The organism is Aminobacter sp. Y103A (assembly GCF_030294925.1).
Classification (GTDB): Bacteria; Pseudomonadota; Alphaproteobacteria; order Rhizobiales; family Rhizobiaceae; genus Aminobacter; species Aminobacter ciceronei.
Map to the genome: position 1 here is coordinate 3,501,685 of NZ_AP017986.1, position 24,995 is coordinate 3,526,679.

Below are 24,995 nucleotides of genomic sequence, written 5' to 3' on the forward strand. Positions count from 1 at the left end.
GACAGATCTCCGCACCGATGTTCGACATAGCCACAGAAACCTTGCTGATCCTGATCGTGGCTGCCTTCATCGCCGGCTTCATCGATTCCATAGCAGGCGGCGGCGGCCTGATCGCCATTCCGGCACTGCTGCTCGCCGGCCTACCGCCGCTCGAGGCGCTCGGCACCAACAAGCTGCAATCGCTGTTCGGCTCGGGCTCCGCCACCATCAGCTACGCCGCCAAAGGCCATGTCGACCTGCGCAAGCAATTGCCGTTCGCAGCCATTTCATTCGTCGGCGCGATGCTCGGAGCCATGCTGGCGACGGTCCTGCCCGGCGACATCCTGCGCATCTTTCTGCCGTTCCTGCTGATCACGATTGCGCTGTACTTCGCGTTCAAGCCCAACATGGATGACGTCGATCGCGTCGAACGCCTGCCGCCCCTGCTGTTCGGACTGACAGTGGTGCCGCTGATCGGCTTTTATGACGGCGTGTTCGGCCCCGGCGCCGGCTCGTTCTTCATGCTCGCCTTCGTCACCCTGGCCGGCTACGGCGTGCTCAAGGCCACCGCCCATACCAAGCTGCTCAACTTCGCCTCCAATGTCGGCAGCTTCATTGCCTTCGCGCTTGTCGGCGTGGTTGCCTGGAAGATCGGGGTGCTGATGGGCATTGCCCAGTTCCTCGGCGCCCGGCTTGGCGCCCACATGGCAATGCGCAACGGCGCAAAGCTGATCAAGCCGCTGCTGGTCTGCACCTGCGTCGCACTGGCCATCCGCCTGCTCATCGACCCCACCAACCCGCTGTGCGTGATGATCGGCCTGTGACGGCGTTTTGACCGTCTGCCCCCTGGCTGATATCGTCCGTTTGCCCCGGCGGAGCCATGACATGGCAAGCGGCCAACGCGACGAGACACCTGATGAGCCTGCCCCGGCGCAGTTCGAGTTCGTGCGGCGCACGCCTTCGCCACAGCTCGCCGGCATCGTCACCAAACTCATCGGTTTTCGCGAACTTGTCCCTGTCTATGTCAGGCAGACCGAGGTCGCTTCGCTGCATGTTCCGCTGATCATCAGTTTCGGTGAAGCCTTCGCCATCGGCCTGAGCCGGGCACCCCGAGACAATGACCGCTTCGCAAGCTTTGCCGCTGGCATCCACGCCGGACCGGTGATCATCGATTCCTTTGGCCGGGCCTGCTGCATCCAGGTCAATTTCACGCCGCTTGGCGCAAGGCGCTTCTTCAGCCTGCCGATGAGCAAGCTTGCCGACCGCATGGTGCCTTTCGACGAGGTGCTCGGCAGCGCCGGCCACCGGCTTCGAGAACGGCTTGGCGATGAAACCGACTGGCATCGGCGGCTCGACATGACCGAGGCTTTCATCATCGAACGGCTGACGAGGATGCCGGCTATCTCCGATGAAATCGGCTGGGCCCTGGCAACGATCGTCGCCAGCGGCGGCCGGGCCCGTGTCGCATCCATCGCCGACGAGATCGGCTGGAGCCGCAAGCACCTGGCCGCCCGCTTCGCCGACCAGGTCGGCGTCGGGCCGAAATCCATCGCGCGCATCGCAAGGTTCAATCGCGCCGCAAACCTGTCAAAACGGGCGGATCGCACAAGCTGGGCCGATCTTGCCGTTGAGTGCGGATATGCCGATCAGGCCCACATGGTGCGCGAGTTCCGCGCGCTTGCCGGCGCCACACCGACCGGGCTCGACTGAGCCGGTTACATTTGTTCAATACCGCCATCAGGCACGCGGCCACACTGGGTGATCGTTCAACGCCACAGGAGGCGCCAGATGCCTACCCCGGAAGCTCCCCGCATATTCCCGACGCCGCGCTACGCCAATGCTGCCGCCATGATTGACTGGCTCGCAACAGCCTTCGGCTTTCTCGTCCATGCCAAATACATGGACGGCGCCGACGTCGGTCACGCCGAACTCGCGCTCGGATCGTCGATGATCATGATCGGGTCGTCTCGCGCCGACGCCTTCGGCGCCATCGTTGGCGAACCCGGCCACAATGGCGGCAAGGCCATCTATCTGGCGGTCGAAGATGTCGACGTCGTCCATGCCAGGGCCAAGGCGGCAGGCGCCGACATCGTCCAGCAACTCACCGATCGCGCTTACGGCAGCCGCGAGTTCATCTGCCGCGACCCCGAGGGCAATGTCTGGAGTGTCGGCACCTACTGGCCGAAAGCAGGCGAACCGGCCGCCTGATGGACTTCAACGCGCGGCAGCAAAAATCGCGTCGCAGTCGAGGTGGCGTTCGAGCTGTTCGGCAATCTCGTCGAGGGCGCGCTCGACTTCGGCGCGGTAGTCGATGCCGCCGCCCCTGATGCCAAGACTTTCGAGGAACCGCCCGCGGAAACCGTCGGCGCCGAACAGGCCGTGCATATAGGTGCCGAACACCTTGCCGTCGGCCGAGGTCGCACCATCGTCGACGCCATTGATGACGGCTGTCGGCCTGACGCAATCGGCGCCCGTGGTCTTGCCCAGGTGTATTTCGTAGCCGGACAGTGGCTCGCCATAGCGCACCGAGCGCGCCTCGACATTGCGCACGGTCTTTTCCGGCGCCATCACCGTCTCGACGTCGAGCAGGCCGAGACCTTCGGCGCGCGTAACGCTGCCTTCGATGCCCAGCGGGTCGTGCACGATACGGCCGAGCATCTGGTAGCCGCCGCAGATGCCGACGACATGACCGCCTCGCCGGCGATGTGCCTCGAGATCGCGGTCCCAGCCATTGTCGCGGAACAGCAGCAGGTCGCCGATCGTCGATTTCGACCCCGGAATGACCACCAGCCCGGCATCCTCGGGCAGCCGCTGCCCCGGCGGCACGAACACCACTTCGACCTGCGGTTCGGCACGCAACGGGTCGAGATCGTCGAAATTGGCTATGCGGCCGAGCATCGGCACGGCAACCTTGAGCGCCCGCTCTTCCCCGCCGGCCAGCCTTTCGAGGATCACCGAATCCTCCGAAGGCAGCAGCGCCGCCGCCTTGAGCCACGGCACGACGCCGAAGCAGGGCCAGCCGGTGAAATGCCCGATTGCCTTGATGCCGTCGTCGAACAGGCTGGCATCGCCGCGGAACTTGTTGATCAGATAGCCGACGATCATGCGCCGATCGTCTTCCGGCAGGATCAGATGCGTGCCGGCAACCGAGGCGATGACCCCGCCGCGATCGATATCGCCGACGAGGATGACGGGCACACCAGCGCGGGTGGCGAAGCCCATATTGGCGATGTCGCGCGGACGAAGATTGATCTCGGCGGGCGAGCCGGCGCCCTCGACGACGATCAGCTCGGCGCCCTCGCCCAGTGTCTGCCAGGAATCGAGCACCGCGCCCATCAGCTTGGGCTTCAGTTCCTGATAATCGCGCGCCTTGGCGTAACCGAAGACCTTGCCCTGCACCACGACCTGGCTGCCGATGTCGCTCTGCGGCTTGAGCAGCACCGGGTTCATGTGGATCGACGGCTTGACCCCGCAGGCTATCGCCTGAAGCCACTGCGCGCGGCCTATCTCGCCGCCGCCTGCCGCGCCGGAAATGTCGGCGACCGCGGCATTGTTCGACATGTTCTGCGGCTTGAATGGCCGCACCTGCATGCCGCGATTGCGCGCCGCCCGGCAAAGGCCGGCCACCAGCACTGTTTTGCCGACATCCGAGCCGGTGCCCTGGAGCATGATCGCCTTGGCCATGGTTCAGGCCCTTACGCCAGCGGCTGTTCCTGAAACCGTCGACCTGGCCGCCAGCGGCCCGCCGCGCCAGAGATAGAGCGCGAGCAGCGGCTCGCCGCCGGTGCGCATGGCGTGGTTCACATTGGCGGCGTGGTGGATCACTTCGCCTGCATCGCGCGGGCCGAACGGCGCATCGCCCATTCGCCACGCCGTGCCGCCGGTCAGCGGGATGTAGATCTCTTCGGCAAGGTGGTGGTGGTCGGGATATTCGACATCAGGGCCAAGCACGAGGAAGCCGCCCGCCACCGTGTCGTTGGCATAGTGGCCGCGCGTGCCGAACATCTCCGCCCAGCCGTAATTGTAGAGGAAGCGCTGCCCGAAATCCGCTGCCGTGTAGGTCTGCCCCCAGTGCAGTTCGCCGCGATGCCGCGCCACAAGCTCAGCCAAGGGACGGCAACCGGCAGGCGCCAATTCGACGGCGCGGTCGAGAAGGCGTGCGCACGCGACAGCATGCGGCCTCAACGGACGCGCGGGCATGTCCCAGTCGATGTCGCCGAGGAATTCGCCTACTGGCGCCACCGAATCGGTTGCCTCGAGAAAGCCTCTGAAGGCCTGCAGCAGCCCATCAAAATTTGTCGCCACGTTCGTTCTCGCCCATGCATTTGCGCACAGCCGCTCTGTTGAAGGTCGGGTTGCGCGGCCGCATCATTGGTCTAGATTGAGCCCCGCGCATAGCCAAAAAACGACAGGGAGGCCGACATGGACGCCGCAATCGACGCGACCGCCGGTCAGTTTGAGCTCAACGAAGATCAGCTGGCCATCCGCGAAATGGCGGGCAGTTTCGCCGCCGAAAAGGTGGCGCCCTTTGCCCTTGAATGGGACAAGGCCAGGCGCTTCCCCGAGGACGTCATCCGCGAAACCGGCCAGCTCGGCTTCGGCGGCCTCTACGTCAAGGAAGATGTCGGCGGCTCCGCCCTCACCCGTCTCGACGCCGTGCTGGTTTTCGAACAGCTGGCACATGCCTGCCCGGGCTTCTCGTCCTTCATCTCGATCCACAACATGGCCGCGTCGATGATCGACCGCTTCGGCAACGAGGAGCAGCGCCAGCGCCTCCTGCCCAGGCTGACATCGATGGAATGGCTCGCCAGCTATTGCCTGACCGAGCCGGGTTCCGGTTCGGACGCCGCAGCACTCAAGACCAAAGCGGTACGCAGCGGCGGCAACGGCAGCGACTTCGTCGTCAACGGCACCAAGCAGTTCATCTCGGGCGCCGGCGACAGCGACGTCTATGTCGCCATGGTCCGCACCGGTGCCGACGGCCCCAAGGGCATCTCGACGCTGGTCATCCCCAAGGATGCGCCCGGCCTGTCCTTCGGCGCCAACGAGCACAAGATGGGTTGGCATATGCAGTCGACCCGCCAGGTCATCTTCGACGATTGCAAGGTGCCGGCCGAAAACCTGCTTTCCGATGAGGGTGCCGGCTTCGGCATCGCCATGGCTGGCCTCGACGGTGGCAGGCTCAACATTGCCGCCTGCTCTGTCGGCGGCGCCCAGTCGGCGCTGGACAAGGCGCTGGCCTACACCGCCGAGCGAAAGGCCTTCGGCCAGACCATCGACCGCTTCCAGGCGCTGCAGTTCCGCCTCGCCGACATGGAAACCGAACTCCAGGCCGCCCGCCTGTTCCTCTATGCCGCCGCATCAAGGCTCGACCGCAAGGCGCACGACGCCTCGAAATGGTCGGCCATGGCCAAGCGTTTCGTCACCGACACCGGCTTCGACATTGCCAACGACGCCCTGCAGCTGCTCGGCGGCTACGGCTATCTGCACGACTACGGCATCGAGAAGCTGGTGCGTGACCTCAGGGTCCACCAGATCCTCGAAGGCACCAACGAGATCATGCGTGTCATCATCGCCAGGCATCTGATCGGAAAGTAGCGGTCGAGGACAGTAGGGGGACACTCCCATTGCCCCACTGCCTTGTCCCCCTGTTCCCTTAGTCCCTACCGCCCTACTCCCTTCCCACTGGAGGAACCAACCAATGACCACCATCGCCTTCATCGGACTGGGCAACATGGGCAACCCCATGGCCGCCAATCTCGTCAAGGCCGGCCACGCGGTGCTCGGCTTCGACCTGATGCCCGAGCATCTCGAGACGGCGCGCAACAACGGCGTCACCGTCATGGCCAATGCCGCCGCCGCCGCCAAGGATGCCGATGTGGTCATCACCATGCTGCCCGCCGGCAAGCATGTGCTTACGGTCTATGAGGACATCGCGCCGAAGCTGAAGAAGGGCGCGCTGCTCATCGATTCCTCGACCATCGACGTCGATTCAGCCCGCAAGGCACATGCGATTGCTGCCAGCAATGGCCTGCTGTCGGTCGACGCGCCGGTCTCGGGCGGCACCGGCGGTGCTGCGGCCGGCACGTTGACCTTCATGGCCGGCGGCGCGCAGGCGGCGTTCGACTTGGCCGAGCCGGTGCTCAAGCCGATGGCCGGACGCATCGTCCATTGCGGCGACGCCGGCGCCGGCCAGGCAGCCAAGATCTGCAACAACATGATCCTCGGCATTTCGATGATCGGCGTTGCCGAGGCCTTCGTGCTCGCTGAAAAGCTCGGCCTGTCGCATCAGGCGCTGTTTGACGTCGCCTCGACCTCCTCGGGCCAGTGCTGGTCGCTGACGTCCTATTGCCCGGTCCCCGGCCCGGTGCCCAATTCGCCGGCCAACCGCGACTACCAGCCCGGCTTTGCCGCAGCCCTGATGCTGAAGGACCTGAAGCTGTCGCAGGAAGCGGCGCAGCAGGCCGGTGCCGTCACTCCGCTCGGCGCCGAGGCAACCCAGCTCTATGCCCTGTTCACGGCTCTCGGCAATGGCGGCACGGACTTCTCCGGCATCATAAGGTTTCTGCGTGGCGATGCGGCCTGATTAATCCAAAAAAGTTCAAAATTTAGGTTTGCTTAAGCTCTCGATAACCACGCGGTAACGATGTCCAGCTAAAACGGTTTGCAAGGGCGGGCTTCGCAGCCGCCTCTGGCTCCGGATCAGGTCTCGCGTACCGGAGCTGTAAACCTTCGCTGGTCAAGCGTCGCGAAGGGCCATGCGTAATAGTGGCAAAGCCGCGTTCCCGTCCGGGACGCGGTTTTTGCGTTGTGCCCACCCCTCATGTCCCGGATTTCGTCGCCAGCCGGCGAAAATTGGCGCGCACGCGCTTGCTGGCCGGCTTCAACGCGGCTGCAACCGACTTTTGCGCGGCAACGCCGTTCAGCACCGATGGCGTGCGGCCCGACAGCACTTCCGGCCAGAACTGCAGCGCCGACTGGAAGTAGGATATCTGCGCCGCCACCATGCCTTCGGCCATGGCGGTCGTCTTTTCGGTTACAGCCGCCAGGCTTTCGCCATGCAGTGGCCCACCCTTGCGCGCTTCGGTCGCCATCATCGGCAACCGCATCGCCATGACCATCGGCGCCAGCATCAGATTGCCGGCAATGGCGCCGGAATGGCGCGAGGCCCTTGCCAATCGTCTATTCTTCATCTCGCGCACTCCGGTTTGCCCGGCCGATTATGCGCGCGAGCTTATTGTGCAGTGCACAATATAAGCCGCGGCACTGTCATGAACAAGCCGATCGCCTCAGTCCCTTGGTTCGAACTGCACGTCCACCGGCGGCCGCAAGCCGTTGGCGAGGCGGTTTGTCTCGTTGGCCATGCCGACAACAGCGAGCAATTCCATCAGCTGGGCTTCACTCATGCCTTTGCTGCGCGCCGCCGCCGTATGGGAGTAGGTGCAATATTCGCAGCCATTGGTCGCCGATACGGCGATATAGATCAGTTCCTTGGTAAGCGGATCGAGCGCGCCGGGCGCCATCACCTCGCGCACCGACTCCCAGGTGCGCTTGAGCAGCGCCGGGTCATGCGCCAGCACCTTCCAGAAATTGTTGATCCAGTCGACCTTCCTGAAAGCCAGGATGTCGTCATAGACGGCGCGGACCGCCTCGCTTGCATCCTCATACTGGATCAAAGGCACGATCGGCTTGCCGCTCATCGTTCGCTCCCGGGGTAGGCCGGGCAGAAATCCCCTGCCCGGCAATCTGGCATCAGGCTTTCCTGAGATCGGCTTCGGCGAGGTCGAGCGCCTTCAGGATACGGTCGCCGGCCATGTCGATGGTGGCGCGAGTCCAGATCAGCGGCGGCGACAGGATCATCGAGTCGCCGGTCGCGCGCATCATCATGCCGTTGGCAATCGCATGGTCGCGCACCACGACCGCGGCACTGCCGCCCGGTGAGAACCGCTCCTTGGTCGCCTTGTCCCTGACGATCTCGATGGCGCCCATCAGGCCCACCGAACGGACTTCGCCGACGAGGCCGTGGCGAGCGATGCGCTCCTTGAGCATCTGGGCGAAATACGGGCCGGTGTCGGTCTTCACCCGCTCGACCAGCCCTTCACGCTCGATGATCTCGATATTCTTGAGCGCCACCGCACAGGCCACCGGGTGCCCGGAATAGGTGTAGCCGTGATAGAACTCACCGCCCTTCTCGACCAGCGTCGAGGCGATACGATCGCCGACCAGCAGCGCCGACAGCGGCTGGTAGCCCGAGGTCAGCGCCTTGGCGGTGGTGATCGTGTCGGCCTCGATGCCGAAGGTCTGGGCCGCAAACCACTCGCCAGTGCGCCCGTAGCCGGTGATGACCTCGTCGAGCATCAGGAGCACGTCATATTTGCGGCAGATGCGCTGGATCTCCGGCCAGTAGCTTGCCGGCGGAATCTTGACGCCGCCCGCCCCCATGATCGGCTCGCCGATGAAGGCGGCGACATTGTCGGCGCCGGCCTCCAGGATCGCATCCTCGACCGACCTGGCGGCGCGCAGGCCGAAATCATCATCGCTCTCGCCTGGAAGCGCCAGTTCATAGGCGTAGGGCATCATCACATGGACGATGTTGGGCACGGCACCGCCAAGCTGCTGGTGCATGCCCTCCATGCCGCCGAGCGATGTGCCGGCGACGGTCGAGCCGTGATAGGCCATCTTGCGCGAGATGATGCGGTTCTTCTCGGGCTTGCCCTCGAGCGCCCAGTAGTGGCGCACCAGGCGGAGCGCCGTGTCGTTCGATTCCGAACCCGACGATCCGTAGAACACCTGGTTGATGTTCCTGGGCGCCAGTTCCGCGAGCTTCTTCGACAGCAGCACCGGCGTCGGCGTCGAGCATTTGAAGAAGGAATTGTAGTAGGGCATTTCCTTCATCTGGGCGTAGGCCGCTTCGGCCAGTTCGTCGCGGCCGTAGCCGACATTGACGCACCACAGGCCGGCCATGCCGTCGAGCAGTTCGGTGCCTTCCGAATCGTAGATGAACGGCCCTTCGGCGTGGGTGATCATGCGCGAGCCCGCCTCGCGCAGTTCCTTGTGGTCGGTGAACGGGTGGAGATGATGCGCGGCGTCGATCTGCTGAAGCTGCTTCAGCGAATAGTTCTGATAAGTCATTGGCTTGTGCCTTTCTCTTGAATCGATCCGGCAGGCGCCGGGGCGGATTCGAGTTCAGGCGGGCGGCGAGTAGCCAATGCGTGCGCAAAGCCGCAGAAGCTCGGTGTGCCGCGTCCGCGGCGACGGCTTCGATGCGGCGTCCGCTGCCGGGGTATGAGCATGAAATGCGCACATGCCGGCACTCTAACCCGGCGTTTCGCCAATCTACAAGCGCCGGCCACAAGTGCTGGAAAAATCCTCTCCTGCGCCTCATGGCGGGAATAGATCGGCGATGGCAAGCGTTGACTGCCCGTGTGGCCGGCATTTTGCGGCCAACCCAGGGAGAACCATCATGAAGACCGTACTGTCCGCATTCGCCCTCCTGCTTGCGAGTTCAGCCCTCTCCTTCGCCGCCGAACCGGCCAAGATCGCCGAAGGCGCCGGCGGCAAGATGTACACCGACGCCAACGGCATGACGCTCTACACCTATGACAAGGACAGCGCCGGCAAGTCGGCCTGCAATGGCGACTGTGCCGTCAACTGGCCGCCGCTGATGGCTGCGGCCGACGCCAAGGACGAAGGCGACTGGACCGTCGTCACCCGCGACGACGGCTCCAAGATGTGGGCCTATGAAGGCAAGCCGCTCTACACCTTCGTCCAGGACAAAAAGGCCGGCGACGTCACCGGCGAGGGCAAGGGCGGCGTCTGGCACATCGCCAAGGCCGACTGACCTTTTGCTGCGCGACGGGGCCACCTCGTCGCGCAGCCCGCCCCAGTCCGCCCCCGCCCTAATCCGTCCTGTGGCGCCGGACTGCAGCGCGATAGAAGGCGAAGGCCAGCAGGGTGACATTCAGGCTCGCCAGCACCGCCGGCAGCCCGATCGGGCCGAAAGTCTGCATCACCAGCCCCGAACTTGGCGGCCCGACAATGCCGCCCATGCCCCACATCAGCGCAAACGCCGCGTTGCCGGCGACGAGCACACTGCCGTTGAAGCGGTTGCCGAGTTCGACCAGTGCCATGGTGTAGACGCCATAGCCCACGGCCCCCATCACCACGAGCACGGGCCAGATCAGCCTCGTCTCGATCAGCAGCGGCAAAAGCACGGCGCAGATGGCCGTCACCGCGGCGCAAAACAGGATCATGGCACGGCCGCCGACCCGTTCCGCCATCAGGCCAAGCGGAATTTGCAGCAGGATGTTGCCCATCGACAGTGCCGTCAGCATCGCGGCGAGCATGGCTTCGGGCAGCCCGTGGCCGGCGCCGAAAACCGGCAGCAGCGAATAGGTGCTTTGCTGGTTGGCCGCCGACACGAGCACGGCAAACAGCAGCGCCGGCGCGAGCGCCGCAAAGCCAAGCACACCGCCCTTGGACTGGCCGTCATCCTCGAAGCCCGACAGATCCGACAAGATGCGCAGGACGGTGGCACAGGCGAGGAAGCCGACGATTGCAATGACGAAAGGCGTCCAGCCTGCGGTGCCGACGAAGGTCAGCACCAGCGGCCCGCTGGCATAACCGACCCCCATCAGCGTGTTGAACACGCCCATGACGCGCCCGCGCCGCGACGGCGGGGCCATCGACAGCGCCCACACCTCGCCGAGGATGTAGAGCGGGTTGATGACCACCCCGATCATGAAGCGCAGGACGAACCAGGCGAACCAGTCCTGGAGATAGCCGATGAGCAGGAAGCAGATGGCAGCCGCGATCGAGCAGCCGACCGCCAGGTTTCTCGCCCCGACGAGGCGCACGGCCCAAGGCACGAAGGCGGCGGAGGCGATCAGGCCCAGCGGCATCATCGCCGCCGACAGGCCGATCATCGCCGGCGGCATGCCCTGTTTCTGCATCAGCAACGAAAACAGCGGATAGCTCAGCCCTTGCGCTGCGCCAAACATCGCAAGTGCTGCGGTGACGCCGACAAGCGGTGCCCACCTGAGAGGCGGTTCGGCGGCGGTGGAAGCGGGAGAGGTCAAAGCAGTCACCAGGAGAATCGAATGACGGCGATCCTATAGATGATGCGCCCTGTGCCGGATGCCTCACCACGACGGAGAACGTCGGTCCAGTCCCAATCGGTCGCTGTCCCCACGGCACCCGTCGACGATGTCGTTTCCCTCGCGCTACTTGTCGCCACCTCCGCAATGAGCAGCACTGCCCCGGTCCATTATGCCTCCCGACACTGAAGCTTGCCGTGAGGATTCCATGACCGTGGCCCTGCAAACAGCCGAACAGGCTCCTGCCTCCGACCGCGCTCGACGCGGCGGTCGTGCCGGCAAGCGCGCCGGCGGCGCCCAGGCATTCGAGCAGCCGCCTTTCCGCCAGCTCAAGATCCCGTTTGCACCGACCAGGCTGATCTCCGACGACGAGCTGGAGTCCATCCACCTTGCCTCATTGCGGGTGCTCAAGGAGATCGGCGTCGACGTGCTGCACGACGAGGCACGCCGCATCATGAAGGCACATGGCGCCGACGTGCGCGACGGCACCGAGCGCGTCCGCTTCGATTCCGACATGATCCTCGAGTTGATCTCGCATGCACCGGCCGAGTTCACCCTGCATGCCCGCAATCCGGCCCACAATGTGCGCTTCGGCGGCAACAATCTCGTCATTTCGCAGATGGCGTCGGCGCCCAACTGTTCCGATCTCGATCGTGGCCGTCGCCCGGGCAACCAGGCCGACTACCGCAACTTCCTCAAGCTCGCCCAGATGCACAACATTTTGCAGACGACGGGCGGCTATCCTGTCGAACCGGTGGACATCCATCCCTCGATCCGCCATCTCGAATGCATCCGCGATCTGGCGACTTTGACCGACAAGGTGTTTCACATCTATTCGCTCGGCAAGGAGCGCAACGTCGACGGCATCGAGATCACCCGCATCGCCCGCGGCATTTCCCGCGAGCAGATGATGGTGGAGCCCTCGGTCTACACCATCATCAACACCAACTCGCCACTGAAGCTCGACGTGCCGATGATGGAAGGCATCATCCAGATGTCGTCGATGGGCCAGGTGGTGATCGTCACCCCCTTCACCCTGTCAGGTGCGATGGCGCCCGTCACCATCGCTGGCGCCCTGGTGCAGCAGAATGCCGAGGCGCTCTCCGGCCTCGCCTTCACCCAGATGGTCAGGAAGGGCGCGCCGGTCGGCTATGGCGGTTTCACCTCCAACGTCGACATGAAATCGGGCGCCCCGGCCTTCGGCACGCCCGAATACATGAAGGCCCAGCTTGTCGGCGGCCAGCTCGCCCGCCGCTACAACATCCCCTACCGCACCTCCAATGTCTGCGCTGCCAACGCCGTCGACGCTCAGGCAGCCTATGAGAGCGTCTTCTCCTTGTGGGGCGCGATCCAGGGCGGCGCCAACTTCATGTTGCACGGCGCCGGCTGGCTCGAGGGCGGCCTTCGCTGCTCCTACGAGAAGATGATCCTCGACATCGACCTGCTGCAGATGGTGGCCGAGTTCCTGACCCCGCTGGACCTGTCGGAAGACGCGCTCGCCGTCGACGCGATCCGCGACGTCGGCCCCGGCGGCCACTTCTTCGGCACCGCGCACACCCAGTCGCGCTACAAGAATGCCTTCTATTCGCCCATCATCTCCGACTGGCGCAATTTCGAGACCTGGGCCGAGGCCGGCAGCCCGACGGCGGTGGAAAAGGCAAATCGCGTCTGGAAGGAGCGCCTCGCCTCCTACGAGGAGCCCTGGATGGACCCCGCCATCCGCGAAGAGCTCAACGCCTTCGTCGACAAGCGCAAGGCCGAAGGCGGCGCCCCGACCGACTTCTGATCGCCATCAAGCCGATTCAATTTCTTACAACTCGGACATAACCTTATGAAATCCCATGTGAAAGCAGTTGTCATCGGCGGCGGCGTTGTGGGCTGCTCGGTGTTGTATCACCTCGCCCGCGCCGGCTGGACCGACATCATGCTGATCGAGCGCTCGGAGCTCACCTCCGGCTCGTCCTGGCACGCCGCCGGCGGCTTCCACACGCTCAACGGCGACCCCAACGTCGCCAAGCTGCAGGCCTACACCGTCCAGCTCTACAAGGAGCTGGAGGAGATTTCCGGCCAGTCCTGCTCGCTGCACCTGACCGGCGGCGTCATGCTTGCCGACAGCCCCGAGCGCATGGACTTCCTGCGCCTGGCCCATGCCAAGGGCCGTTATCTCGGCATGGACACCGAACTCATCACGCCGTCCGAAGCCAAGAAGATGTTCCCGCTGATGGACGAAAAGCATTTCGTCGGCGCGATGTGGGATCCCGTCGAAGGCCATCTCGACCCGTCAGGCACAACCCATGCCTACGCCAAGGCGGCGAAGAAGCTCGGCGCCGAGATCGTGCTGCGCAACCCGGTCAAGGAACTGACGCAGGATCCCGACGGCACCTGGAACGTCGTTACCGAGCAGGGCACCGTCAGGGCAGAGCACGTGGTCAACTGCGGTGGCCTGTGGGCGCGCGAGGTCGGCCGTATGGTCGGCGTCGAGCTGCCGGTCCTGGCCATGGAGCACATGTACCTGCTGACCGAGCCGATGCCGGAGGTCGAGGCCTTCAACAAGGAAACCGGCCGGGAAATGATCGGCGTGCTCGATTTCAAGGGCGAGATCTACACGCGCCAGGAACGCAACGGCATCCTGCTTGGCACCTATGAGAAGGCCTGCAAGCCGTGGTCGCCTGTCAACACGCCGTGGGATTTCGGACATGAACTGCTCGCGCCCGACCTCGACCGCATCGCGCCGTCGCTGGAAATCGGCTTCCAGCATTTCCCCGGCATCGCCAACGCCGGCATCAAGCAGGTCATCAACGGACCCTTCACCTTCGCGCCCGACGGAAACCCGCTGGTTGGCCCGGTCCAGGGCCTGACCAATTTCTGGGTCGCCTGCGGCGTCATGGCCGGTTTCAGCCAGGGCGGCGGTGTCGGCCTCGCTCTGTCGAACTGGATGGTCAACGGCGACCCGGGCTTCGACGTCTGGGGCATGGATGTCGCGCGCTGGGGCGAATGGGCCAGCCTGCGCTACACCAACGCCAAGGTGCGCGAAAACTACTCGCGCCGCTTCTCGATCCGTTTTCCGAATGAAGAACTGCCCGCCGCCAGGCCGGCCCAGACCACCCCGCTCTACGACACCATGGTCGCCAACAATGCCGTCATGGGCGACAGCTGGGGCCTGGAAACGCCGTTGTGGTTTGCTCCGAAGGGTACAGAGCCCAAGGACATCGTCTCCTTCCACCGCTCCAACGATTTCGAGCATATCGGCAATGAGGTTCGCGCCACACGCGACCGCGTCGGCGTGACCGAGATCGCCAATTTCGCCAAATACGAAGTGTCGGGCCCGGCATCGGAGGATTTCCTCAACCGGCTGATGACCAACCGCATGCCGAAGAACGGCCGCATCGTGCTGACGCCGATGCTGAACGAGTTCGGCCGGCTGATCGGCGACTTCACGATTGCCAAGACTGGCGACGACACGTTCATGATCTGGGGCTCGTCGGCGGCGCAGAAGTATCACATGCGCTGGTTTGAACAGCACCTGCCCAAGGACGGATCGGTGCGCATCCACCGCTTCGACCAGACCCTCGTCGGCCTGTCGATTGCAGGCCCGAAGTCGCAGGCGCTGCTGGCCAAGCTGGTCGACGAGGACGTCTCCAGCAAGGCCTTCCGCTTCATGGATTTTCGCGAGATGGCCGTCGGAGGTGCGCCCTGCATGGTCAACCGCATCACCTATACCGGCGACCTCGGCTACGAGATCTGGATGGCGCCTGCCTACCAGCGCCTCGTCTACAAGGCGATCAAGGACGCCGGCGAAGAGTTCGGCATCGTCGATTTCGGCATGCGGGCACTTTTGTCGATGCGCCTAGAAAAGAACTTCCCGACCTGGTTCCGCGAGCTTCGCCCGATCTATGGGCCGTTCGAGGGTTCGATGGAGCGCTTCATCAAGCTCGAAAAGAACGACTTCATCGGCCGCGAGGCAGCCGCCAGGGAGCACGCCGAGGGGCCAAAGCTGCGCCGTGTCTCCTTCTATGTCGATGCGCAGGACGCCGACGTGATGGGCGACGAGCCGATCTGGGCCAAGGTCGGCGCCAAGGATTTCGGCACGATCGAAAAGCCGCACGGCTATGGTGCGCCGCGCTTCGATGAGACTGGCAAGGAAGTGCGCGGTTCGGACGCCGCCACCGGCGCATCCGCGGTGCGCGGCATCGTCGACGGCGACTGGCGTGTGGTCGGCTGGGTGACGTCGGGCGGCTATGCCCATTATGTCGAGAAGTCGATGGCCCAAGGCTATGTGCCAGCTGCGCTTGCCGAAAACGAAGCGGAAGGTCTGTTCGAGATCGAGATCCTCGGCCACCGCCGTCCCGCCCGCATCAATGTCGAGCCGCCGTTTGATCCGAGCGGTGACAAGATGCGGGGGTAGTTCGGCTCCAAGCAAGAGACTGGGAACGCACATGCTCTACGTTGCCCCCCTCTGTCGTGCCGGACATCTCCCCCACAAGGGGGGGAGATTGGCTGTCAGATGCCTCTCGCCCGAATTCGAGCGATCCAAGAAGAGCGCCAAAACCTCAACTGCTGATCTCCCCCCTTGTGGGGGAGATGTCCGGCACGACAGAGGGGGGCGCGAAAGGACCACACATTCGGCCACTTGCGGGGCATTGCTGATGGATACCCCTGCAAAAGGCAGTTTCGGCCGCCACCGCAAGATCATGCCGTTCGAGCCGGGTTCCGCGGACGATTTGCGCGCGCAGGCACGCACCAAGGCGGCTGGGCTCAACAGCCACGTTCTGGGTTATGGAGCGCAGGCCGAGGCCGAATGGGCGGCGGCAGGCATTGCGGCACCTGACATGCCGGCCCTGCGAAAATACCGGCTGGAGCGCATCCGCGCCGAGCTCGCGCGGCGCGGCTACGCCGGCGCCCTGCTCTACGATCCCGTCAACATCCGCTACGCCACCGATTCCACCAACATGCAGCTGTGGGTGGCGCACAACCCGACCCGTCACTGCTTCGTCGCCACAGACGGCCCGGTGGTGCTGTTCGACTATTTTTCCTGCGAGCACCTGTCCGATCATTCCGGCGTCGTCAACGAGGTTCGCCCGGCAGTGTCGTGGATGTATCTCTACAGTGGCGAACTGACGGAGATGAAGGTCGAGCGTTGGGCGCAAGGCATCGCCGATGTCGTTCGCCAGCACGGCGGCGGCATCACGCGTATTGCCGTCGACCATCTCGACCATGAGGGCGTCGACGCTCTGGCACGGCATGGCATTTCGGTCGGCAATGGCGAGGCGGTGATGGAGAACGCCCGGCTGATCAAGTCGCCTGACGAAATCCTCTGCATGCGTCGTTCGATCGTCGCCTGCGAAGCGGCGATGGGCGAGATGGAAGCGGCGCTCCGGCCGGGCATCTCCGAGAACGAACTCTGGGCCGAACTGCATCGCGGCAACATCGCCCGCGGCGGCGAATGGATCGAAACACGGCTCCTGGCATCCGGACCGCGCACCAATCCCTGGTTCCAGGAGTGCTCCTCGCGCGTGGTCGAGGCAGGCGAGCTCGTCGCCTTCGACACCGACCTGATCGGGCCCTACGGCTTCTGCGCCGACCTGTCGCGCACCTGGCTGTGCGGTGACGGCGCGCCGACCGACGAGCAGCGCGACCTCTACAGGACTGCCGCCGAACAGATCGCCTACAATACGGCGCTGCTCAGGCCCGGCCTCGGTTTCCGTGAACTGGTGGAACGCGCGGCCGTGCCGCCGCCCGACTGCTTCGCGGCACGTTATGGCGTGCTGTTTCACGGCGTCGGCCTGGCCGACGAATATCCCACCCTGCCCCACGCCTCGGACTGGACGGCCGATACGCCGGACGGCGTGCTCGAGCCCGGCATGGTGGTCTGCGTCGAGAGCTATATCGGCCGCCTCGGCGGGCATGACGGCGTCAAGCTCGAGGAGCAGATCCTGATCACGGAAAGCGGATACGAACAACTGTCGAGTTACCCGCTCGACAAGCGCCTGCTCGGCTAGGCGCGCCCCAAGCCCCGGCTTTCTGTTCGAGATCTTCCATCGGCGAAGAACAATTGATCGGCAGATGAAATCGCTCGCCGGCGACTTTACTGCGATGGTGCAAGATCACTGGCCTGCCGGATTTGGTGTGGACAGGAGCGTTCGCGAGTGGCTTCCGCCGCAAGCTGCACCGATAGTGAAAATGGGCCTGAAACGGCGCCCTTTTTCTTTATCAGATCGGATCGCATATGACGCACTTCTATCGGATTGGCCTTTCGGGCCTCGCCCTGGCCGGCGGTCTCGCCTCGAATGCATCAGCGGCGTCGGCGCAGCCGCTGGCCCCCAAAGTGCTTGTTATAACGATGTTCGGAGGCGAAGCAAAACCATAGCTCGAGGGCCGCAAGCTGGAGACCAGACTAACAATTCCGGGCTTCGCCAAGGAGTATCCGGAACTTGCCTGTGACGCTGCCGGCCTGTGCGTCATGACGACGGCGATGGGTTATGCCAACGCGGCCAGCTCGGTTTCAGCGCTCGTCTACAGCGGTCTTGTCGACCTCAAGCAGAGCTACATCGTGATTGCCGGCATTGCCGGCGTCGATCCCAGCGATGGCACGCTGGGTTCGGCACATTGGGCGCGTTATGCCGTCGATGCCGGCCTGCGCCACGAAATCGATCCGCGCCAGATTCCCGCCGACTGGCCTGATGGCGTGGTCGGGCTGGGCGCCAATCGCCCCGGCGAAAAGCCGAGCTGGGGATCGGCAACCGAGGTTTACCAGCTCAACGAACAGCTTCTGCAAAAGGCATTTGCCCTGACCAGGAGCGTCGAACTTGCCGACAGCCCCGAAGCGAAGGCCTATCGCGTGGCCTACGCGACAGCACCGGGCAGCGCCGCCCCTGAGGTCAGCATCTGTGACACGCTGTCCACCGACACCTACTGGCATGGCTCAATGACGGCCAGAAGCATGGGCGATTGGGTATCGTTGCTGACCGAGGGCAAGGGCAACTATTGCACGACCCAGATGGAGGACAACGCCTCGCTGACGGCGCTGCGGCGCGGCGCCGATGCCGGCCTGCTCGATTTCGACCGCATCGCCTTGCTGCGCACGGCATCTAACTTCGATCGCGAACCCGCCGGCATGAGCCCCATCGATTCGCTGAGCGCCAAGTCGGGCGGTTTTGGCCCGGCAGCCACCAACGCCTATCGTGTCGGCGCAGCCTTTGCAGATGCGGTCACCGGCGATTGGACGAAATGGGAAAAGGGCGTTCCGTCCGAATAGGCCCGAAAGAGCGAGGCAGGGCGGGCGGTTCAGGCCGCCCGCCCTGTTCAAAATGCGGCGTTCAAAGTGCGGCCTGGCTCAGCGCCAGGTTCAGCAACGTCACCGAAACGGGAGGCGTGTTTAGCCCGGTGATGTAAGGCAAACCCTTGCGCTTTGCCGTCCAGCCGATGATCACGACGTCCTGGGCAGCCGGCTCGAAGCGCTGTGCCAGCGCCCAGCTCCGGCAATCGATGGTCGCCACGTCGGCCCGGCCTTCGGCAATCGAGACGATCGATGCGCGATGGCCGCCGCTTTCGATCCGTTCGGAAAAAATCCGCAACCCTTCGCCCATGGCGGCAAGATCGCGCGAAATACCGATGAAGCCCGACATCGAATCGTGGCTGTTGAAGGCAAGGCGCTTGTCACGGATCAGATCGAGCGGAATGAGCGTCGCGTCGCCATCAGGCGCATGCGCATGATCGGCGGTCACGGATCCGCGCCGCACGACGATGGCGCTGGAATAGAGTTCGCCACGACCGCCTTCGATGCCATCATAGTTCGGCTGGCCAATCACCTTGACCTGAGCCGCAAGGCCCGTGCTTTCCATCGGCCCCCAGCAGGTCTGGCCGAACAGCAATTGGGGATGCCGCCACAGCGTCGGCAGGTCGAATTCTTCGGGCGGCAGCGTAGCCGGATCGGGCGCGATCACCGTAGCCGATGCGTCGCGAATACCACCTGGAACCGCCGGCAGTTCGGCATTGCGCCTGACAAGGCGTTCCGGCGCGTCCAGACCAAGCTGACGCAATGCCGTTCGCAACCTTGCCCATTGCGCATCGACCTCGTCGTGCATCTCGGGCCAGTCATACATGGGCAGTGCGGCGATGAAGTCGCTCATTGCAACATTTCAGGCTAGAGCGCGGGAATTGGCAAGGTCTGAAAGGATCATTCCTTCGGCGGCTCAGCAGGCACAGGTGCTGTGCCCAGCCCATTGACGTTGCGCGCCCTGACGCGCGGCACGAACGCCCTGCCCGGCTCGGGCGCGCGGCGCAGCGCCGGGTGGCACACCGGTTCCTTGGCGCGGAAGGCATAGGCTTTGACCAGCGCGAGATAGTTCGGATAGGCATAGCCCTTGTTCATCCGGAGCCACTCTTCGCGGCGCGCGCGGAACAGTTCCGGCAGCTTGTACCAGGCGACGGTCGGGCTCTTGTGGTGCACGAAATGCAGGTTGTTGTTGAGGAACAGGATCGAAAGCGGCGAGCGTTCGACGATGACGGTGCGCCCTTCCGGATGCTCCGACCATTGATGCTCGGCAAAGGTGCGGATCGAGATCAACGAATGGCCGAGCCAGACCGGCACCAGAACATAGAGCCAGAGCGGCAGGCCGAAGCCGAACTGGATGACCGGCAGGACGATGACCAGCCCCGCCGCGTGCAGCAGCCAGGCAGTGCGGACTGCCTTGTCGCCGCCGGCGATCGCCTTGGCGTCGTCGATGACAAAGCCGATGCAGGACAGCAACGGCCCGAGCACGAAACGACCGGCCATGGTGTTGTTGATCCTGAGCACCAGCTTCATCGCCTCAGGCAGGTCGTCATGCTGCCAAAGTGAGCGGTAGTAGCTCTCGGGATCGTCGAACGGGTCGGTCAGCTTCTCGTCGGCGTGGTGGCGCAGGTGAATGGTTTTGAAACGACGGTAGGGCCAAAGCAGACCGATGGGCAGAGAAACCAGCGCTTCGTTGATGCGCGCGTTGCGGGTTGGGTGGCCGTGCAGCACCTCATGCACCAGCGACGATTGCAACGCCACCGTCAGCACCATCAGCACCAGCGCAGCAACCGGATAGCTGGGCCACACCAGCAGTCCCACCAAAAGCCAGGCACCGTAGCAGGCGGCGATCAGAAACACCGTCGGCCATTCGACCCTGGTGGTCGTGCCGCGTTTGTTTCCCCTGTTAGCCATGCTGCTGCCTGCTGTCCTTGGATGCCTGGAACTCGATGATTCCTGACATAATGCTGTCAGTAGCCTTGCGTTTCTGCAACGAGACAATGCGCACAGATTGTTTACATTGCGCTGCTTAAGCCGCAAGTGTTACACTTAGTAAACAAGCTGGAAGATGAATCTATTTCCCGCGGGCGCCTTGCCTGCGTTCCGCAAAACCATTCCACCTTTGGGCAGGCCATGGACAAACGCGATCTATCCGAAGTTTTCCGCGAGCGTCTCAAGGCGTTGGTCCAACGCTCCGGCCTCAATCAGTCGGCCTTTGCCACATCGGTCGGCATCGACCGCTCGGCGCTGTCGCAGTTGCTTTCGGGGGCAACGATAAGGCTCCCTCGCGCCGAAACCCTGCTGACAATCGCATCCGCTCACAAGGTTTCGCTCGACTGGCTGCTTGGCCTCAGCCAGGACGAAGGGGTTACAGGCGAAATCCGCGAAAGCCTCGAGATCGAGGAGGCATCGGGCGGTTTCGAACGCACGCTGATCGCGAAATGGCATGCCGAGGCCGCCGGCACCAAGATCCGCTATGTGCCCGCGGGCATTCCTGACCTGCTGCGCACCGAAGCACTCATCGACTACGAGGCCGGCATCTCCAACAAGAGCCGCGAGAGCCAGGCCGGCGAGACGCAGTATCGCATCGACTACAACCGCCGGCCCGAGACCGACATGGAAGTATGCATGCCGCGTCACACGCTCGAGATTTTCGCGCGCGGCCTGGGCGTCTGGTCGGGTTTTCCAGACAAAGACCGCAAGCAGCAGCTGCGCCACATGGCTGACTTGCTCGACGATCTCTACCCGACATTCCGGCTGTTCCTGTATGACGGCCGCATGCGCTATTCCGTGCCCTACACGATCTTCGGCCATTCCCGCGCGGCGATCTATGTCGGCGACATGTACCTTGTGCTCTATGCCACCGACCCGATCAGGACGCTGACCCGCCATTTCGACAATCTGATCCGCGCCGCCGACATCAACGCCCACGAGACCGCGGCCTTCGCGCGACGGCTGGCTGTGGCTTCGTTCCCGGCCAGTTGGGGCTGACTGGCGCTCTGGTTGAATTTGCCGCCGCGATACGGCAGCGTGCGCCGCGATCCCCGAGGAAACCCATGCCAGATCAGAAGCGTGTCGTCATACCTGCCCAGTCGGGCCGTTCCATCCGCGTCTCCAGCGGTGACCTGGTCCGCATCATCGACATCAAGGGCCAGCAGGTCGCCGACCTCTGGGCGTTCACGCCTGATATGAAGGACTGGCTGAGCACTTCCAACACCCGCGATATCGGCGAGCGGCTGTTTCCCAAGACAGGCGAACATTTCTACGGCACGACGGGAAACAAATTGCTGACCTTGGTCGAAGACGCCTCGCCCGGCCCGCACGACATGCTCTACCCCGCCTGCAACCACGCGCTTTATGTCCGCGCCGGCTTCGACGAGCATCCCAGTTGCCAGGACAATCTGCACAAGGCCCTTGCCTCGGAAGGGCTCGCCTTGCCCTTCACGCCAGACCCGGTCGACCTGTTCCAGAACTCGCTGCCGCAGCCCGATGGCAGCATCGACGTCTTCGCCTCGATCAATCCGCCCGGCGGCTACGTCGCTTTGCGCGCCGAATGCGACCTGCTGCTCGTCGTCACCGCCTGCTCGGTCGATCATTATCCGACCAATGGCGGCGTCTGCACCGAGATCGCGGTCGAGGTGACGCCGGCAGCATGGTCGGCCAAGCAAACGCGTTGACTGGACATAAAGACTTCTTTATATCCTTATCTAATCTCCTGATATGAAAGTCGCTGCGATGACGACCAATCCGATCGATACCCTGCTGGCCGAAAAGGGCGTGCTGCTCGCCGATGGCGCAACCGGCACAAACCTGTTTGCCATGGGCCTCGAGGCCGGCGAAGCACCCGAGCTGTGGAATGAAAGCGCGCCCGAGAAGATTTCGACGCTGCACCGGAAATTCGTCGAGGCCGGCGCCGACATCATCCTTACCAATTCGTTTGGCGGCACCCGTCACCGGCTCAAGCTGCATCACGCCCAGGATCGCGTGCACGAGCTCAACAAGCGCGCTGCCGAAATCGCCCGTGGCGTTGCCGACAAGACCGGCCGCAAAGTTATCGTCGCCGGCTCCGTCGGCCCGACGGGCGAGCTTCTGGTTCCGCTTGGTGCCATGACCTATGACGAGGCGGTCGATGCATTCGCCGAACAGATCGAAGGCCTCAAGGCCGGCGGCGCCGAAGTCGCATGGATTGAAACGATGTCCGCGCCGGACGAAATCCGTGCGGCGGCGGAAGCTGCCATTCGCGTCGGCCTGCCCTACACCTACACCGGCTCGTTCGACACTGCCGGCCGCACCATGATGGGCCTGCTGCCCAAGGACATCCACGGTGTCGTTGACGGCCTTGCCCAGACGCCGCTTGGCGTTGGCGCCAATTGCGGTGTCGGTGCGTCCGATATCCTGGCTTCGCTGCTCGACATGAGCGACGCCAAACCGGATGCAACGATCATCATCAAGGGCAATTGCGGCATCCCGGAATTCCGCGGCACCGAGATTCACTATTCGGGCACGCCGGAACTGATGTCGGACTATGTCCGCCTCGCTGTCGACGGCGGCGCCAGGATCATCGGCGGCTGCTGCGGCACCTCGTTCGAGCATCTGGCCGCCATGCGCAAGGCGCTCGACGCCCACAAGAAGGACGTTCGTCCGACCGTCGAGGCAATCGTCGAGCGCATCGGCCCGATGCGCAACAAGCTGGCGGCGCCGAACACCACGGAAACCAGCGAAGGCCGCCGCGAACGCCGTCGCCGCAGCTGAGGCTTCTTCTGATCAGCTGTTTTCTTCGTATCGCGCGAGTGCCGACTTGATGTCGGTGCCCGCGCCTTCGACCGGGCGCATCATCATCACGGCGTCCGATGTGCGCACATCGCCCAGTTTCTCCATCGCCAGCCGGAAGCGCTCATTGTTGAGCGCCGACCATGCCGTGCGATGGGCGTCATCGACATCGCTCACGCGGGAACGCGAGGAACTCGGGGTTGAGACCGGCACCGCCTGCTGGACAGGCTTGGCGGGCACATAGATGTGGCTGCTGGTGGCAGGCGCCGGCGCCTGTGCGGCAGCATCTGCCACGGCGTCGCTATTGCGGTTGGCAGCCTCCGGCCGGGTTGGCATCGCCAAGGCATCGGCGGTGCGAGCAATTGATACCGCACCCGCCATCACACGTCCAACCAGCATTCTCAAACCACCCCTTGTACACCCGCAGCTGTATTAGCCGGGGATCGTTGCGATCGGGTTCCGGGGCGAATTGGCTTTTGATTCAAATTGTCGGAAACGGCCCGCAAATCTGGCCTTTTCCTAGGTTTCACACAGAAAAAGCTCCCGCCTTGCGGCGGGAGCTTCAGACGTTACAAGACCTCGGGGAATCAAAGGTCTTCGAGGTCGCGACGGGCCTTCTTCAGGATCTCGCGCGCCTTCTCAGCCTGTACGGCGGTCAGCGAACCGCTGCGCAGTCGGCTGAACACAGCGAAGTTCAGCGCCTTGACTTCGTCGCCGAGGGCGACACCGCTGACCTGCGTCGAGTTTTCCTCGATCTGGCCATTGATCTTGGCGAGCTCGGCGGCGTTTTCATCGAGATATGCCTGGCCCGCCTCGGTGATCGAGTAGAGCTTCTTGTTGCCATTGGCGACGGAGACGACGAGGTCCGCCTCCTCCAGCATCTGCAGCATCGGATAGATCGCGCCCGGGCTCGGGCTGTAGGCGCCCTGGAACTTGGCCTCCAGCGCCTTGATGATGTCGTAGCCGTGGCGCGGCTCTTCGGCAATCAGGCCGAGCACGACCAGGCGCAGAGCGCCGGGATCGAACATGCGCGGGCCGCGGCCGCCGAAGGGACCGCCACGATGACGGCCGAAGGGACCGCCGCGGCCATGCCGGCCGCCGCCCCTGCCGCCTTCATTCTGGCCCGACATGGACCATTCTCCACGGCAACGATCGTTGAAATTCGGGTGGTTGAACATGTGAGTACCTCTCCAGGATGTTTGTTTCATGTCGCTATATCTATTCAAAGATATATCTTTTGCAAGATAGAACGTAGGGAATTTTCGCGCCGCTCTGCGAACGCGTGCGGAAACATCCCGGAAGGGAGCGCCCTCCCCAGTCCGATGAAAGTCGATTTCAGCTTGTTTTCAACCGCTTACGCCCGGATCGAGATGTCCTCGCAGGGCCACGCCGTTGCAACGGAATTTCGCTCCGTCCGGCACCTAGGCGCCGACAACCATGTCGCTCAGAACATGACTGAAGTGCTTTTCCTGCCGTTCCAGCCACGCGTAAGCCCGCGGCCAGTTGGCCGGATCTGTCATCGCGACCGGATGGTTGGACAGGTAGCACAGCGCGTACTCGCCGCGCAGGCTGACGCCAAGCGCCTTGCCCAATGCGGGCTCGAAGGCAATCAGCCGGTTCGCGGTTGTGGCATAACCCTCGCCGCGTTGGCCCCTGACGAACAGCCCGACGCTGCGATTGGTCAAATAGAGCGAAACCACCAGATCGTCGGCGATATGCCGCCAGCGCGAATAGAGGCTGCCATGGCGTATCCTGGGATCGTTGCGGCGGGCGAGATAACCGTCCCAGAAAACCTTGATCTCGCGCGACGACAGTGAGCGCAGCCCGCCATGCGCAATATCCCATTCGTCCAGTTGCCGGTCGGCCATCACCAGTCT

At 63.8% G+C, this 24,995-nt stretch carries 23 protein-coding genes and 1 pseudogene; 13 read left to right on the forward strand and 11 right to left on the reverse strand.

Translation table 11 applies throughout. From position 1 onward, the window contains the following. Positions 1–17 precede the first annotated feature (17 nt). From Amn_RS17210 to Amn_RS17220, 3 genes are all read left to right on the forward strand, one after another. Positions 18–803, forward strand: a complete 786-nt coding sequence (locus Amn_RS17210) for a TSUP family transporter (protein WP_286290732.1) — start codon at positions 18–20, stop codon at positions 801–803. Positions 804–864: 61 nt separating this feature from the next. Next, positions 865–1,689, forward strand: coding sequence for a helix-turn-helix domain-containing protein (locus Amn_RS17215; RefSeq protein ID WP_067961041.1), 825 nt, complete (start codon positions 865–867; stop codon positions 1,687–1,689). Positions 1,690–1,767: 78 nt separating this feature from the next. Next, complete coding sequence (locus tag Amn_RS17220) at positions 1,768–2,187, forward strand: VOC family protein (RefSeq protein ID WP_286290734.1); 420 nt, start codon at positions 1,768–1,770, stop codon at positions 2,185–2,187. Positions 2,188–2,193: 6 nt separating this feature from the next. Here Amn_RS17220 and Amn_RS17225 read toward each other — a convergent pair whose 3' ends face one another. Next, the gene (locus Amn_RS17225; protein WP_067961039.1) at positions 2,194–3,663 is read right to left on the reverse strand and encodes a cobyric acid synthase; all 1,470 of its coding nucleotides are present in this window, start codon (positions 3,661–3,663) and stop codon (positions 2,194–2,196) included. Positions 3,664–3,666: 3 nt separating this feature from the next. Then, the gene (locus tag Amn_RS17230; protein WP_067961030.1) at positions 3,667–4,284 is read right to left on the reverse strand and encodes a dimethylsulfonioproprionate lyase family protein; all 618 of its coding nucleotides are present in this window, start codon (positions 4,282–4,284) and stop codon (positions 3,667–3,669) included. A 117-nt stretch (positions 4,285–4,401) separates the two neighbouring features. On the opposite strand from Amn_RS17230, the gene Amn_RS17235 reads away from it, so the two are divergent. Continuing rightward, entirely contained in the window at positions 4,402–5,577 is a 1,176-nt protein-coding gene (locus Amn_RS17235; RefSeq protein ID WP_067961029.1) for an isobutyryl-CoA dehydrogenase, read from the forward strand. A 103-nt stretch (positions 5,578–5,680) separates the two neighbouring features. After that, on the forward strand, positions 5,681–6,565 hold the full coding sequence (gene mmsB, locus Amn_RS17240; RefSeq protein WP_154383929.1) for a 3-hydroxyisobutyrate dehydrogenase: 885 nt from the start codon (positions 5,681–5,683) through the stop codon (positions 6,563–6,565). A 235-nt stretch (positions 6,566–6,800) separates the two neighbouring features. Here mmsB and Amn_RS17245 read toward each other — a convergent pair whose 3' ends face one another. The 3 genes from Amn_RS17245 to Amn_RS17255 form a co-directional block, all read right to left on the reverse strand. Continuing rightward, complete coding sequence (locus Amn_RS17245; protein ID WP_067961021.1) at positions 6,801–7,172, reverse strand: hypothetical protein; 372 nt, start codon at positions 7,170–7,172, stop codon at positions 6,801–6,803. A gap of 96 nt (positions 7,173–7,268) precedes the next feature. Beyond that, entirely contained in the window at positions 7,269–7,679 is a 411-nt protein-coding gene (locus Amn_RS17250) for a carboxymuconolactone decarboxylase family protein (protein WP_067961019.1), read from the reverse strand. 52 nt (positions 7,680–7,731) lie between these two features. Continuing rightward, positions 7,732–9,111, reverse strand: a complete 1,380-nt coding sequence (locus tag Amn_RS17255; protein WP_067961017.1) for an aspartate aminotransferase family protein — start codon at positions 9,109–9,111, stop codon at positions 7,732–7,734. Between the two features lie 331 nt (positions 9,112–9,442). On the opposite strand from Amn_RS17255, the gene Amn_RS17260 reads away from it, so the two are divergent. Continuing rightward, positions 9,443–9,820, forward strand: a complete 378-nt coding sequence (locus Amn_RS17260; RefSeq protein ID WP_067961015.1) for a COG4315 family predicted lipoprotein — start codon at positions 9,443–9,445, stop codon at positions 9,818–9,820. 58 nt (positions 9,821–9,878) lie between these two features. Here Amn_RS17260 and Amn_RS17265 read toward each other — a convergent pair whose 3' ends face one another. After that, complete coding sequence (locus tag Amn_RS17265; protein ID WP_246340561.1) at positions 9,879–10,979, reverse strand: MFS transporter; 1,101 nt, start codon at positions 10,977–10,979, stop codon at positions 9,879–9,881. A gap of 304 nt (positions 10,980–11,283) precedes the next feature. On the opposite strand from Amn_RS17265, the gene Amn_RS17270 reads away from it, so the two are divergent. The 4 genes and pseudogenes from Amn_RS17270 (at position 11,284) to Amn_RS17285 (ending at position 18,330) form a co-directional block, all read left to right on the forward strand. Beyond that, a complete protein-coding gene (locus Amn_RS17270; protein WP_067961012.1) occupies positions 11,284–12,861 on the forward strand; it encodes a trimethylamine methyltransferase family protein in 1,578 nt (525 codons plus the stop codon). Between the two features lie 45 nt (positions 12,862–12,906). Beyond that, positions 12,907–15,480 carry a GcvT family protein gene (locus tag Amn_RS17275; protein ID WP_067961010.1) on the forward strand — a complete coding sequence of 858 codons (2,574 nt, stop codon included), beginning with the start codon at positions 12,907–12,909 and terminating at the stop codon, positions 15,478–15,480. A gap of 241 nt (positions 15,481–15,721) precedes the next feature. Further along, positions 15,722–17,074 carry a M24 family metallopeptidase gene (locus Amn_RS17280; RefSeq protein WP_286290746.1) on the forward strand — a complete coding sequence of 451 codons (1,353 nt, stop codon included), beginning with the start codon at positions 15,722–15,724 and terminating at the stop codon, positions 17,072–17,074. Between the two features lie 227 nt (positions 17,075–17,301). After that, positions 17,302–18,330, forward strand: a pseudogene (locus Amn_RS17285) (purine-nucleoside phosphorylase). 61 nt (positions 18,331–18,391) lie between these two features. Here Amn_RS17285 and Amn_RS17290 read toward each other — a convergent pair. Beyond that, positions 18,392–19,204: a phosphate/phosphite/phosphonate ABC transporter substrate-binding protein gene (locus Amn_RS17290; protein ID WP_067961003.1), complete on the reverse strand. Its 813-nt coding sequence runs from the start codon at positions 19,202–19,204 to the stop codon at positions 18,392–18,394. Positions 19,205–19,251: 47 nt separating this feature from the next. Further along, positions 19,252–20,262 carry a fatty acid desaturase gene (locus tag Amn_RS17295; protein ID WP_067961000.1) on the reverse strand — a complete coding sequence of 337 codons (1,011 nt, stop codon included), beginning with the start codon at positions 20,260–20,262 and terminating at the stop codon, positions 19,252–19,254. A gap of 219 nt (positions 20,263–20,481) precedes the next feature. Here Amn_RS17295 and Amn_RS17300 point away from each other — a divergent pair, with 219 nt between their 5' ends. From Amn_RS17300 to bmt, 3 genes are all read left to right on the forward strand, one after another. Then, on the forward strand, positions 20,482–21,339 hold the full coding sequence (locus tag Amn_RS17300) for a helix-turn-helix domain-containing protein (protein WP_067960997.1): 858 nt from the start codon (positions 20,482–20,484) through the stop codon (positions 21,337–21,339). 65 nt (positions 21,340–21,404) lie between these two features. Further along, positions 21,405–22,025: a DUF1989 domain-containing protein gene (locus tag Amn_RS17305; RefSeq protein ID WP_154383928.1), complete on the forward strand. Its 621-nt coding sequence runs from the start codon at positions 21,405–21,407 to the stop codon at positions 22,023–22,025. 58 nt (positions 22,026–22,083) lie between these two features. Further along, the gene (bmt, locus tag Amn_RS17310; RefSeq protein ID WP_286290751.1) at positions 22,084–23,100 is read left to right on the forward strand and encodes a betaine--homocysteine S-methyltransferase; all 1,017 of its coding nucleotides are present in this window, start codon (positions 22,084–22,086) and stop codon (positions 23,098–23,100) included. Between the two features lie 12 nt (positions 23,101–23,112). Here bmt and Amn_RS17315 read toward each other — a convergent pair whose 3' ends face one another. The 3 genes from Amn_RS17315 to Amn_RS17325 all read right to left on the reverse strand — a co-directional run bounded on the left by Amn_RS17315 (position 23,113) and on the right by Amn_RS17325 (position 24,986). Further along, complete coding sequence (locus tag Amn_RS17315; protein ID WP_154383926.1) at positions 23,113–23,517, reverse strand: hypothetical protein; 405 nt, start codon at positions 23,515–23,517, stop codon at positions 23,113–23,115. A gap of 188 nt (positions 23,518–23,705) precedes the next feature. Continuing rightward, entirely contained in the window at positions 23,706–24,248 is a 543-nt protein-coding gene (locus tag Amn_RS17320; RefSeq protein WP_246340545.1) for a PadR family transcriptional regulator, read from the reverse strand. A 291-nt stretch (positions 24,249–24,539) separates the two neighbouring features. Beyond that, a complete protein-coding gene (locus Amn_RS17325; protein WP_246340547.1) occupies positions 24,540–24,986 on the reverse strand; it encodes a hypothetical protein in 447 nt (148 codons plus the stop codon). Positions 24,987–24,995 lie beyond the last annotated feature (9 nt).

Coding starts and splice junctions, on each gene's coding strand:
- Amn_RS17290 (WP_067961003.1), bottom strand. CDS start 19,204: ATGAGCGACTTCATCGCCGCACTGCCCATGTATGACTGGCCCGAGATG.
- Amn_RS17295 (WP_067961000.1), bottom strand. CDS start 20,262: ATGGCTAACAGGGGAAACAAACGCGGCACGACCACCAGGGTCGAATGG.
- Amn_RS17220 (WP_286290734.1), top strand. CDS start 1,768: ATGCCTACCCCGGAAGCTCCCCGCATATTCCCGACGCCGCGCTACGCC.
- Amn_RS17300 (WP_067960997.1), top strand. CDS start 20,482: ATGGACAAACGCGATCTATCCGAAGTTTTCCGCGAGCGTCTCAAGGCG.
- Amn_RS17315 (WP_154383926.1), bottom strand. CDS start 23,517: ATGCTGGTTGGACGTGTGATGGCGGGTGCGGTATCAATTGCTCGCACC.
- Amn_RS17250 (WP_067961019.1), bottom strand. CDS start 7,679: ATGAGCGGCAAGCCGATCGTGCCTTTGATCCAGTATGAGGATGCAAGC.
- Amn_RS17255 (WP_067961017.1), bottom strand. CDS start 9,111: ATGACTTATCAGAACTATTCGCTGAAGCAGCTTCAGCAGATCGACGCC.
- Amn_RS17260 (WP_067961015.1), top strand. CDS start 9,443: ATGAAGACCGTACTGTCCGCATTCGCCCTCCTGCTTGCGAGTTCAGCC.
- Amn_RS17270 (WP_067961012.1), top strand. CDS start 11,284: ATGACCGTGGCCCTGCAAACAGCCGAACAGGCTCCTGCCTCCGACCGC.
- Amn_RS17320 (WP_246340545.1), bottom strand. CDS start 24,248: ATGTCGGGCCAGAATGAAGGCGGCAGGGGCGGCGGCCGGCATGGCCGC.
- Amn_RS17265 (WP_246340561.1), bottom strand. CDS start 10,979: ATGTTTGGCGCAGCGCAAGGGCTGAGCTATCCGCTGTTTTCGTTGCTG.
- bmt (WP_286290751.1), top strand. CDS start 22,084: ATGACGACCAATCCGATCGATACCCTGCTGGCCGAAAAGGGCGTGCTG.
- Amn_RS17325 (WP_246340547.1), bottom strand. CDS start 24,986: ATGGCCGACCGGCAACTGGACGAATGGGATATTGCGCATGGCGGGCTG.
- Amn_RS17225 (WP_067961039.1), bottom strand. CDS start 3,663: ATGGCCAAGGCGATCATGCTCCAGGGCACCGGCTCGGATGTCGGCAAA.
- Amn_RS17305 (WP_154383928.1), top strand. CDS start 21,405: ATGCCAGATCAGAAGCGTGTCGTCATACCTGCCCAGTCGGGCCGTTCC.
- Amn_RS17235 (WP_067961029.1), top strand. CDS start 4,402: ATGGACGCCGCAATCGACGCGACCGCCGGTCAGTTTGAGCTCAACGAA.
- Amn_RS17210 (WP_286290732.1), top strand. CDS start 18: ATGTTCGACATAGCCACAGAAACCTTGCTGATCCTGATCGTGGCTGCC.
- mmsB (WP_154383929.1), top strand. CDS start 5,681: ATGACCACCATCGCCTTCATCGGACTGGGCAACATGGGCAACCCCATG.
- Amn_RS17215 (WP_067961041.1), top strand. CDS start 865: ATGGCAAGCGGCCAACGCGACGAGACACCTGATGAGCCTGCCCCGGCG.
- Amn_RS17275 (WP_067961010.1), top strand. CDS start 12,907: ATGAAATCCCATGTGAAAGCAGTTGTCATCGGCGGCGGCGTTGTGGGC.
- Amn_RS17280 (WP_286290746.1), top strand. CDS start 15,722: ATGGATACCCCTGCAAAAGGCAGTTTCGGCCGCCACCGCAAGATCATG.
- Amn_RS17245 (WP_067961021.1), bottom strand. CDS start 7,172: ATGAAGAATAGACGATTGGCAAGGGCCTCGCGCCATTCCGGCGCCATT.